Annotated in this window: 10 protein-coding genes and 2 pseudogenes; 4 read left to right on the top strand and 8 right to left on the bottom strand. The window is 46.0% G+C overall.

The window, feature by feature from the left end; translation table 11 throughout:
* Nucleotides 1-147: 147 nt before the first annotated feature.
* The 3 genes and pseudogenes from QUA38_RS24155 to QUA38_RS24160 all read left to right on the top strand — a co-directional run bounded on the left by QUA38_RS24155 (nt 148) and on the right by QUA38_RS24160 (nt 1,558).
* Complete coding sequence (locus QUA38_RS24155; protein WP_333166393.1) at nt 148-603, top strand: transposase; 456 nt, start codon at nt 148-150, stop codon at nt 601-603.
* 50 nt (nt 604-653) lie between these two features.
* Nucleotides 654-932 (top strand): annotated as a pseudogene (locus tag QUA38_RS29505) (transposase); the annotation flags it as partial.
* A gap of 344 nt (nt 933-1,276) precedes the next feature.
* Nucleotides 1,277-1,558 carry a YiaA/YiaB family inner membrane protein gene (locus QUA38_RS24160; protein WP_190662287.1) on the top strand — a complete coding sequence of 94 codons (282 nt, stop codon included), beginning with the start codon at nt 1,277-1,279 and terminating at the stop codon, nt 1,556-1,558.
* A 94-nt stretch (nt 1,559-1,652) separates the two neighbouring features.
* On the opposite strand, the gene QUA38_RS24165 is transcribed toward QUA38_RS24160, so the two are convergent.
* The 7 genes from QUA38_RS24165 to QUA38_RS24195 all read right to left on the bottom strand — a co-directional run bounded on the left by QUA38_RS24165 (nt 1,653) and on the right by QUA38_RS24195 (nt 9,417).
* Nucleotides 1,653-2,123: a ferredoxin gene (locus QUA38_RS24165; protein ID WP_333166397.1), complete on the bottom strand. Its 471-nt coding sequence runs from the start codon at nt 2,121-2,123 to the stop codon at nt 1,653-1,655.
* A gap of 77 nt (nt 2,124-2,200) precedes the next feature.
* Nucleotides 2,201-2,587 (bottom strand): DUF1257 domain-containing protein, encoded by a 387-nt coding sequence (locus tag QUA38_RS24170; protein WP_242716193.1) that lies wholly within the window; start codon nt 2,585-2,587, stop codon nt 2,201-2,203.
* A 40-nt stretch (nt 2,588-2,627) separates the two neighbouring features.
* Nucleotides 2,628-2,837 carry a DUF2997 domain-containing protein gene (locus QUA38_RS24175; protein WP_015176940.1) on the bottom strand — a complete coding sequence of 70 codons (210 nt, stop codon included), beginning with the start codon at nt 2,835-2,837 and terminating at the stop codon, nt 2,628-2,630.
* 1,066 nt (nt 2,838-3,903) lie between these two features.
* Nucleotides 3,904-5,196, bottom strand: a complete 1,293-nt coding sequence (locus QUA38_RS24180) for a response regulator (RefSeq protein WP_333166399.1) — start codon at nt 5,194-5,196, stop codon at nt 3,904-3,906.
* A 60-nt stretch (nt 5,197-5,256) separates the two neighbouring features.
* Nucleotides 5,257-7,767, bottom strand: a complete 2,511-nt coding sequence (locus QUA38_RS24185) for an ATP-binding protein (RefSeq protein WP_333166402.1) — start codon at nt 7,765-7,767, stop codon at nt 5,257-5,259.
* A 27-nt stretch (nt 7,768-7,794) separates the two neighbouring features.
* Complete coding sequence (gene modA, locus QUA38_RS24190) at nt 7,795-8,583, bottom strand: molybdate ABC transporter substrate-binding protein (protein ID WP_333166404.1); 789 nt, start codon at nt 8,581-8,583, stop codon at nt 7,795-7,797.
* A gap of 99 nt (nt 8,584-8,682) precedes the next feature.
* On the bottom strand, nt 8,683-9,417 hold the full coding sequence (locus tag QUA38_RS24195) for a class I SAM-dependent methyltransferase (protein ID WP_333166406.1): 735 nt from the start codon (nt 9,415-9,417) through the stop codon (nt 8,683-8,685).
* A 52-nt stretch (nt 9,418-9,469) separates the two neighbouring features.
* Here QUA38_RS24195 and QUA38_RS24200 point away from each other — a divergent pair.
* Nucleotides 9,470-9,742, top strand: a pseudogene (locus QUA38_RS24200) (DUF1348 family protein).
* A gap of 190 nt (nt 9,743-9,932) precedes the next feature.
* Here QUA38_RS24200 and QUA38_RS24205 read toward each other — a convergent pair.
* Nucleotides 9,933-10,370: a hypothetical protein gene (locus QUA38_RS24205; protein WP_333166409.1), complete on the bottom strand. Its 438-nt coding sequence runs from the start codon at nt 10,368-10,370 to the stop codon at nt 9,933-9,935.
* Between the last annotated feature and the right edge of the window lie 317 nt (nt 10,371-10,687).

Genomic DNA, 10,687 nt, shown 5'->3' on the forward strand with positions numbered 1-10,687 from the left:
CCTGGCACATCTTTAGATGAACTCATCTGTGCCTACTGCGCTCAATAGTGTCTCTTTTTTATTTGAAATGACTATACTAATTGGACAGGTTATACAATAAATCTTACAGAAACTTACGATCGAGATTTGCCTCATTTAATTACCAATATGGAAACGACACCCGCAACTACTGGAGATGTCGAAATGACTCAGGTGATTCATCAAGCTTTAGTTGATAAACACCTGTTACCACAAAAACATATTGTCGATACAGCTTATGTTGATGCTCAACACTTGCTCACCAGTGAGACTCCATTAGGCCTTGAACTCCTTGGCCCTGTACCCTCCAACTCAAGTTGGCAAGAAAAAGCCAAGCTGGGCTTTGAGCTTTCTTGTTTTACCGTTGATTGGGAGCATCGCCATGCTACTTGTCGGCAAGGCCACATCAGCAAATCCTGGCATCAACGCTCGGATAACTATGGCTATCCCGTGATTCAAGTCCGTGAACGTCGGCCCGATTGCGTGGCTTGCTCTGTTCGCTCTCAATGTACTCATTCACCGGCTACGGCTCGTGTTCTGACTCTCAAACTTCAACCTCTTTATGAAGCGGAAGCGAAGCTCTAGCCAAAGGTAGGCCTAGACAACATACCCAGGAGTTTAAGCAGCGTTATGCCCTACGGGCTGGTGTTGAAAGTTCGCTATTTCAAGGAATTCGTGTTTTTGGTTTGCGTGAGGCTCGTTATATGGGTCTTGCCACAACTCGTCTGCAACATATTGTGACTGCTGTTGCGATGAATCTGTCAATAATGTGGGCATTTTGGCGCGAGACTCCGATAGGCTTGCCCCCTGTCTCTCGTTTTTCCGCTCTTTTTCCCTCTGCCTCATCATCGTTTTTTTCCATGATTATGGGATGTTTGGTTTCACCCTTTTTTAATTCGCCAACAGTCTCTTGAAACTGGGGCTACACCAACGAAGTAGATAAGAGTCGGCGGTTGAAAGCGCTGCATAGAGCCAAACGCAGTCTGCGGAGGCCGACTGGGAGAATTAAGGTGCTCTTCGGCGCACTTTACGCTATTTTGAGAAAAAACAAGCTTTCGTTAGTGGAGTTTTAAAACTGTCCACTCGCTGCGAGTCTTCCTGGAGACTCAAACCCTATCTACACCGTTGAAATATTTAGTAAAAAGCCCGATCGCACTGTTCACTTATCGAAACTGTCCCTTCCTCTCCTGACTGCTTCACTTACGCTATCTATTCTTTAAGTTAATGAACCAAAAGATATATTTGACTTAGAGGCACTATGCAGAAACAAATCATACGCCAAAAAGATACTAATGCTTGGATACTTCAGTGCTGGCTTTCTTTTATTCTGGCCATTTCTGCAACTACTGTAGGTATCATTTATTTACAGGTAGATCCCTGGCAAAAAGCTTTTATGGGTATGGGTTTAACTTTTTCAGTCGGCTCGTCTTTTACTTTAGCAAAAACCATTCGCGATAACAACGAGGCAACAACATTAACTGCCAGAATCGACGAAGCTAGAGTTGAGAAAATTCTCGCTGAACACCATCCTCTCAAATAAATTTGACTATACAATGTATACAAAAAACAGCCCGCGCGGGCTGTTTTTGTTGTTTGAGCCACAGGTTTCAAGCTGCAGATGGGAATTGGGGATTTCAATGGCTACCTTTGAACTTACGATCGCCCAACTTATTCTTTTGTCGCTGGCGAATACCGGCCTTAACTGTCGCCATATCCACCGGAAAACCAACGACAGGCATCACCTGATCCTTGCGTTCTTCTTCCAGATTCTTGAGTTCGGTGTAATCAACCCAGTGAATGCAATTCACCGGACAAGTGTCGATCGCCTCAGCAATCAACTCTTCAGAATCCCCGTCTTGTCGAACTACGCGTGATCGACCGTAATCCGGTTCAATATAAAAAGTATTGCGAGCAACGTGAGCGCAGTGCTTGCAGCCAATGCAGGTAATCTCATCAACATAGACACCTTTTTGGCGCAACACACCGCCCAATTCCGGTTCCAAACCAGAGCGATCGGGCGCATCCCGCAAAAAACCTCCCAACTCCGGCTCTAAACCAGAGCGATCGCTTGCTGTATCTATTCCGAGTCCAGAAAGCTCAGACATTTAGACCCCCACAATAGTAAATAAGTCCGCGCAGGCGGACTTTGATGAGACAAGATTGCAAAAATCTCGAAAAATTATTAAGCGCACCAGCGTTGCACCACCAAGCGGAGCGAACCGTCTTGATTTTGCTTTTGCTCAGAAATTTGGAAACCCTGCTTAGCGCTTTCATTCACCACAGTATGGTAAGCGTAGCGCTGAGTCACCTTATTCAGAAAACGGTCTACAGACCAAGCTTGCTGCCAAAACTGCAAGTCAGCCACCAATTCATACTCAGTCCCGTTCCAGCTAAAACCTACGTCGTAGCCGTTTTTTTGCTCAATCACTACCTCAGCGGTGCTGGTGAGGCCGCGATAGCCGCGCACCTCAGTCGGGCCCGACTTCCAGTCGATACCCAAGTCAGTTAAAGCAGCTTCCAAAGAATTCAAATTGCGGATCTGGGTCTTAATTTGGCTAAAGTGTGACATGGTGATTCCAAAAAAATTTAAGTGAACTCAACAAAAAAAATTACCAATCGCTAAAAGCCACTTGGGCCGTCGCTTCGGCTGACTGATGCAGCGCTTGCGTGAAATATTCCGATGTTGACTCTTGATGAAGCACCACGCCGAGCTGAGCTTCAATTGCAGCCGTTACCTCAGCACAGGAGGCACCGACAATGCCGGTGACGGTTTCCTGTACGCGGCCATCTGGATAGATCACAAACTCTAGTGTTTCCATAATCCGGGCTGACTGAATAGGAATATTGAGAACAGACACCGACACCAGCAAGCCAGGGACGATGCCTCCTGAAGTAGCTTCTTGAGAGTTGGCTGACTGACAAAGCGCTATATCAATTTTGACTAATTGATAGGTTTTGAGTCACAACTTAACAGAAGTTATTAATAGGTAGAAGCAATACATCAGTTGTATGTAAAGTTTCGCGTAGATCGTGACATCAGTCAAGTCATACATGAGTGGTGAATATTAGCAACGGCTATTGGGGATCGATCGTGGGGGAGGGAGGATAGATCGCGAGATAGTAGGCCGAGGGTAAGGTGCCGTGTGCTTCGCCCTACAGATAGTAAGCTGTTGGGCATCTAAATTTTATTTTTCGGGCGGGCGGGACACCCCACAAGAATTTTATCGAAAGTGACAGTAAAACTTAGATGCCTCTGGGCTTATCTTTGCGTAAGTTTTGTAAACGTAAAATACGATCGCGCTTTACATACCAACTTCTTAAAAAAGTCGGGGTTCTGGGTATTCGGTTTTTTCTGCGGAATTACTTATCAATTAGTCTTAATCAATAACTATGGCTTATCAAAATTTCGATTCTAAAATCGATCAAATTACGCAGGATTATCTAAGCAAGAGAGAAAACCTGGCTTTAACGCTCAGAGTAGTTGACCAAGGGCATGATTACATCCAAGGATTTGGCAAGCTCAGCGACACCGTTTATGCTATTCCTAAATGCTGGTAAAATTTACGAAATCGCTTCCGTAAATAAACTATTTACAGGAACAGTTGTGGCTAAATTAGTGAATGATAGCAAGGATAATTTATCAGTAGATGAAATAAGGATAACGATATTAATTGAACCAGCTTCACCGTAGCGCTAGCTAATACATTGACAACCTCTGTAAAAAATAGTTTAATGAGTTACTGGTAGGGGTTAAGGCGTGTAATGCACACCCTACAGTATTAGTTTATGAGTAAGTCCTGTTACCATAAAATCCTAATTAGTATTCTCTACGATAAAGAGTCTTCAAATTGATTAATAATTGTTGCCGGAAGCGTAACCATTCTTTTAAGCAACCTGTGCCATGACCTGCCGCAGCGGAATCTGTACTACAAACTCAGTGCCCTTCTCCAGAGTGGAATCACACTCAATCTTGCCACCGTGTTTTTCAGTGACGATTTGATGACTGATCGACAGTCCCAAACCAGTGCCTTTGCCCACGGGTTTGGTGGTGAAGAACGGATCGAATAGTTTAGAGCGAATGAGTTCCGGGATACCGACTCCATTATCGGCAATGCTAATCGCGATCGAGTTAGCACTACCGATCGAGGTGCTGATGGTAATGGTAGGTTGTTGGTTATCCCTGACACCTGATGTCTGCAAGGCATCGATCGCATTACTGATGATATTCATGAATACCTGGTTGAGTTGACTGGGATGGCATTCGACCTCCGGTAATTGCCCGTAGTTTTTGATGACTTGGATGGCCGGAAAATCGGGTCTGGCTTTCAAACGGTGTTGCAAAATCAACAGAGTGCTGTCGATACCGGCATGGATATCAACGGGTTTGCAGTCCGCTTCATCGAGGCGGGAGAAGTTGCGGAGGGAGAGCACCAGTTGGCCAATCCGATCGCTCCCCATTTTCATCGAACCCAGCGTCTTCCACAAATCCTCTTGCAAAAATTCCAGCTCCAGGTATTCTGCCCGCTCTCGGATTTCTGCTACCGGATTGGGATAGTGCTTCTGGTACAGTTGCACCAAGTCCAGCAGCTCCTGAGTGTATTGTTTGACATAGTTCAGATTGCCTTGAATGAAATTCACCGGGTTGTTGATTTCGTGTGCCACTCCCGCCACCAATTGGGCTAGGGCAGACATTTTTTCACCTTGCACTAGATGCACTTGGGCTTGCTTGAAACTTTCTAATGCCTGGTTGAGTTCGTTGGTGCGCTGTTCCATGATCCGGGTGGCATTCCGCAGTTGGAGATGCACCCGAATCCGTGCCAAGACTTCTTCATGCTGAATCGGCTTGGTGATGTAGTCCACCGCACCCAGGCTCAGCCCTTTGACCTGATCCACCGAGTCGGAGAGGGCGGTCATGAAAATAACTGGAATATCGCGAGTGGCCGGATTAGCTTTGAGCCGCTTACAGGTTTCAAAGCCATCGATCCCTGGCATCATCACATCCAGCAAAATCAAATTTGGCTCAGACGATTGCACTCGTTGCAGGGCAGTTTCACCATTTTTGGCGATCGCCACCCGGTAGCCCTGTTCGCTCAACACATCAAACAATACTTGCAGATTGGTTGGGGTATCATCTACGACTAAAATCGTGTTTTCTTGAGAGATTGAATAGGCTGACATTAGCAAACTCCTAAACGTATTGAAGGGATGAATGGTTCATGGTGGAGCGATATTAAGTGGCTAAACCTGTGACTCGATTAGACGCAGAATGGCTTCCTCATCAAACTGTTGACTAAGTTCTAAAACTCGGTTCGCAAAGGCAATATATTCCGGCGTTAATTGCTTCAATCGATGGGCTTCCTGCTGGATATCGGTCATAAAACCACCCTGAGCGGCAGCATAGAGGGTTGCCAGTTCTGCAGCAGGTGGTATTATCATGCTAACCTCATCGGCGTTGCTGACAGCGGGTTGAGTCGTCTCTGTTTCGGTTTCGTAAATCCACTGCAATTCTAGATATCGCTGCAATTCGGCAAGCAACCCAGTAAACTCGATCGGTTTAGGGAAAAAGCTATTGCACCCTGCATCCAAACTTTCCTGTATATCCACCTGAGACAGAGTAGCAGGGGAGGCAATGATCGGAGTTTGGGCAAAGTCTGGCAATTGTCGCAGGCGACGGGTCATTTCTAAGCCATCCATGATCGCCATATGTACATCGGTAATAATCAAGTCGGGTCGCGTCTGGATAGTGGTATCAAAACCTGCCTGCCCATTATCAGCTTCTGTCAGCTTGAAGCCCAGCGGTTCCAACATATTCACTGCCACCAGACGGTTTTCTCGGCGATCGTCAATGACCAGAATTTTGCGTCGTTCGCCCTGATAGCCAATAACCTTGTGGTTGGCGATCGCATTTTGTGTTGTCCAATCCGATGCTGGAAGCAAGTCGATCTCAAACCAGAAACTGCTGCCCTGGCCCAATACACTCTCGACGTGAATTTCGCTGTCCATCTTCTCGATGATTTGTTGACCGATGGCAAGTCCTAGTCCAGTGCCTTCGATGTTGCGATCGCGTTTCCCTGCCTGCTCAAAGGGTAAGAAAATCGTGGATAGTTTGTCTGGGGCAATGCCAATGCCAGTGTCTTTAATTAGGAAGCGAATTCTTGAAATTTTTGAGTTTTGAGTTTTGAGTTCTGAATTTGAGTCTTCTGACTCCACCACTTCTACGCGAAACGTGACGGTGCCAAAATCAGTAAATTTGACCGCATTGCTGAGCAGGTTGAGCAACACTTGTCGCAGGCGTTTGTCGTCAGCATGGACGGCAGTGGGGAGGTTGCTGGCAGGCTGGTAATGAAACTCCACGCCTTTTTGTACTGCCTTGACGCGACAAATATCCACAGTAGAAGAGAGGAAGTTCGCCAGATGGAAATCCTGGGGATAGAGTTCCATCTTTTGCACTTCCAGCTTGGACAGATCCAGAATGTCGTTGATCAGGGTGAGTAAATGGGAACCGCATTGATAAATCACCCCCAATCCTTTCATCTGTTTGGCAGTCGTGGCGGGGTCGCGCTGGAGAATTTGGGTATAGCCGAGGATGCCGTTGAGGGGGGTGCGGAGTTCGTGGTTCATGTTGGCAAGAAACTCGCTCTTGGTGCGGTTGGCAACTTCGGCAGCTTCTTTTGCCCGCAATATCTCTAGTTCTACGGACTTACGATCGCTAATATCGCGGCACACAGCAACTCCCCCTTTCAATGCACCACTGGCATTTCTCAGAGGTCTGCTACTAGCTGTCAGCCAGAAACCCTTTGGGGCCTGGCGATGACGAGTAAAGATTTCCATATTGTCTACCTGCTCACCCCGAACAGCCCGCACTAAGGGAATTTGTTCTGTTGGGAGCGGAGTTACCCCATCGGATAGAAACAGTCCATACTGCTCTGACCATTCTTCCGGCTGGCTGTCGGGTATTTTGCCAAACATCTGCTCGGCAGCGGGGTTAAACACCAGGAATCGACCGTTTTCATCGACAACGAGCACGCCATCGCTCATGCTGTTGAGGATTAGTTGCAACAGGCTAGTCTGGTTTTGAAACGTCTGGTTACTTTGCTGAAGCTCGGTTTCGGCTTGATTCCGCTTCAGGATTTCACTGCAAATCAGGCGGTAAGTCCACAGAATAATTCCTAGGTTGAGGGCGATGCCCACCAGAAATGCCATCATTGCCAGAAGGGTTGTGTGGGTGGCAGCTTGCTGTTTCTGCCGCCACGCTACGGTTTCCATCGCTTCGATCTGCTGGGTCAACAACGTAATCTCGTCCAGCAGTCGTGGGGGAGTGCGATCGATCGCCGCCGCCAGCCCTTTGGTGTCCCGGAGCTCCACGCCCTGCCGCAGTTCCTCCAGGCGACGCAGGATAAATTCTTCCAGGCGCTTGGTAGCTGCCTGTTGGTGGGGAGCATTCTTTAGCAAGCTTTGCAATTGTCGCAATTCTTGATCGACATCGAGCGTCCGAAGCCCAAATTTCCTGAAGTCATTTTTGTTTTGCGCGAGCAGGTATTGCCGCTGCATCTTTTCAGCATCTTGAAATGCACTGGTCAACGTTTTCAAACTATTGAGCGCTTTCAGATGTTCGGCGATCTGGCGGTTAGTTTCTAAGGTGCGGTTAGCGCTCGAAAATGCGATTCCACTCACTGCTAATGCCAGGAAAGTGGCTGCTCCCAGGCTCCCGGCAACGATTTTGAGAAAGTTAGAGGGTTGTTTCATCATGTCTGTCTCATGCTTAGTTTCGTCGATCTAAGACCGCAGAGGGCGGAGTCCAAATTTTTGAAATACTGCCATTGCCCGATCGCTACTTAAAAAGTCCAGATACGCCTGCATTTCCTGGGGATGGGGAGAGGTTTTAACCACAGCGCTACCGGAGCGAATTGGCTCATAGAGGTCAGGCGATACGGTGGCTAATACCTTGACCTTGGCAGAGGCTTTGGCTTCTGGCAGAAAGGTAATGCCCACCTCTGCCTCTCCCTGCTCGACGGTTCGTAAGACTTCCCGCACATCCACCTTTGCCCAGACTGCCTTCGACTCCACTGCCTGAAGGATGCCTAACCGACTCAGAATCGGGTAGGTATATTTGCCAATCGTCAGGTCTTTGTTGCCGATTGCCACGGTTTTGAGGCGATCGCTCGCTAACTCGTGCACATCAGTCAGTTGCACCGCAGAATCAGCCGCAGCAATCACCACAATATCAGTGGTCACTAACTCCCGACGGCTTTCGGACAGAATTAGCCCTTGGGCTTGCAACGCATCCACCGATGAAATCTCGGATAACACAACCCCATCAAAAGGTTCTCCCTGCTCAACGGCTGCCCGGATTAGGCCTGTTCCGGCAAATATCGGATTCAACCAGATATTGGGGTGTTCCTGCTGATAGAGTCGAGAGATTTCCTCCACGGCAGTGCGAACCATGCCTGACACAGCCAAATTGAGCGTCACCGCCTGGATTGCGGGTGGGGTGGAGCAACTGCCCAGCCAGAGGGTGAGTGTCAAGGAGAGGAAGCACAATGTCAGCCATCGGAGGAGTTTCATATCAAGTTTCCTGAGATTTCAGTTTCTAAGCCTTGGATAGGGCTGTAAATTTCGGAACAGTCTCTACAGCGACTCTCGGTTGTCTCTAATATAAAGTCTCTAATATAATTTTTTGGCAATTATACAAACCATTCCATTAATCATCTCGTTCTGAAGTACCTGTAAACCTATTTCAGATAGCCGAGCGCACAACCAATTTTTATTAAGCCGCAGTTTTTGGTAAGAACTGGCACTGAATGACCACCGATCGCTCTGTTTTTGATAGAGTAAGTCATGGACTGCTACGCTGTTTTCCTGATACTCCAAGAAACAAGTAAAGATTGTAAATTCATCACTTTGTACAGGAATAAAACGCTGAGTTCCATGAAGCTCTGATGAAACATAATCGCGGAAAGTTAAAATCAACATCCCATTCTCAATCAGCGAGCGCTCAATGTCCAAAAGTAATGAATCGACAGCACTCAATGATTCTAGGTGTGTAAGTGTGTCGCCCATGCAAACAATGAGCTGCGCCTGTTCCTGAATATGTTGCGAGAAATTAAGCAGATTGTCGTGAATGGTACGGATGGGAAGATGTTTAGCGCGATCGCGTAACTCTGAAAGTAGGGCGTCACAGAAATCTATAGCTATTACCGAAAAGCCTAATTTTGCTAAAGGAATAGATTGAAATCCTGAGCCTGCACCTAAATCAATGGCTAATCCTCGCGGTGCGGAGTCGAGGGCCAATTGACAAAAAAGAGCGTGATTTCGTTCGATCGCTGCTTCAGGATTTCCTGACATCCAACTGTAAACTGCAGCAAGTTGCTGGTTATAGTGGTCTTGTGCTGTGTTCATTATTATGCTAAGTTCGATGACTCGTTGAAAAGGAGCAAAATCATTCAACCCGATGGAAACTAAACCACCACTGCCACCTTTTAGGCGGGAAACTGCTAAAACTAAAGTTCAAATCGCAGAAGATGACTGGAATAGTCGCGCTCCAAAACGAGTAGCTTTAGCTTACACCGAAGATTCGCCGTGACGTAACCCTGTCTAATTTTTCAGTCGAAGGTAACAAATCAAGGCTTTCTTAAAACGAAAGTTGATAAAAGAACTAGACTACTGTTTGGAAAATGAACTGTGGAGTTTTACAAAAAAGCTGATTTCTGTGCGCTTTGAATAGCAGTGGCACGAGGGTCAGAGTGCGGATTTGTTCCTTGAAATAATCCCAAAATATCGAAGGAAGAGGGAAAGGGGAAGAGCTGAAAGGGTGATAAAAATGGCTACACAATAGTTGTGTTAAGCTTTGCCGCCCTTTTACCTCGTAGATAATTTGACCGTTTATTGGGGTGTAAACTAATATATTCTCTAACTTATTCTGGGCAAATATCTATAAAACTTACCCAATTTTTCGCGCACACACCCACTTGAAATGTACTGTGCGAACGATAAACACGTTTGGGTTGTTTTGGACGATCTACATATTTTCGTGCTCCCACTTTTTTGACTAATTTTTCTTCAAAGGTTGTCGCTGTATAAGCGATGCTTACTAATAAAATTAAGGTCAATAGCCTGGGTTCTGATACTTGGACATCTTCAATTTTATAGCTACAGCTTTTATAATCTATAAACATTTCTTCTATATCAAATCTTTGTTTATAAGTGCTTGTAGCAGCTTTTAAGTTTTTCAAGTTAGTTAATATAAACCATCCTTCTTTGACTGTGACTCCGCGATATTTTCCTTTCCATTTACAAGCGACATTAGCTTTAAATCTTTTAAATTTTGCTGGCGGGGTGACAACCCCGCCCAAAAGCCAGACAGGGCAAAAATTTGACTCACCTGTGTTAAAAAAAGATATGTCAAGCTAAAGTTACACTCGACCTATGCCAAAAATATGTTAGTTATACCATTTTTTTAAAGATGTGATAGACTTGTGTAAAAAGTAAAGGCGAGAATTACAATGTCTGGTCGTCCTCATATAAAAATTACAGAATCTGTAGAAGATTTACGAGAAATCCTCAAGCAACAAAAAAGAATACTAGCTTATAATAAAGTTCAAATGCTTTATTTATTTCAGTCAAAACAAGTAGAAACTGTTCGGGAAGTATCCACAGTTTTAGGTAAAAG

This window comes from Microcoleus sp. Pol12B4 (assembly GCF_036701385.1).
Lineage (GTDB): Bacteria > Cyanobacteriota > Cyanobacteriia > Cyanobacteriales > Microcoleaceae > Microcoleus.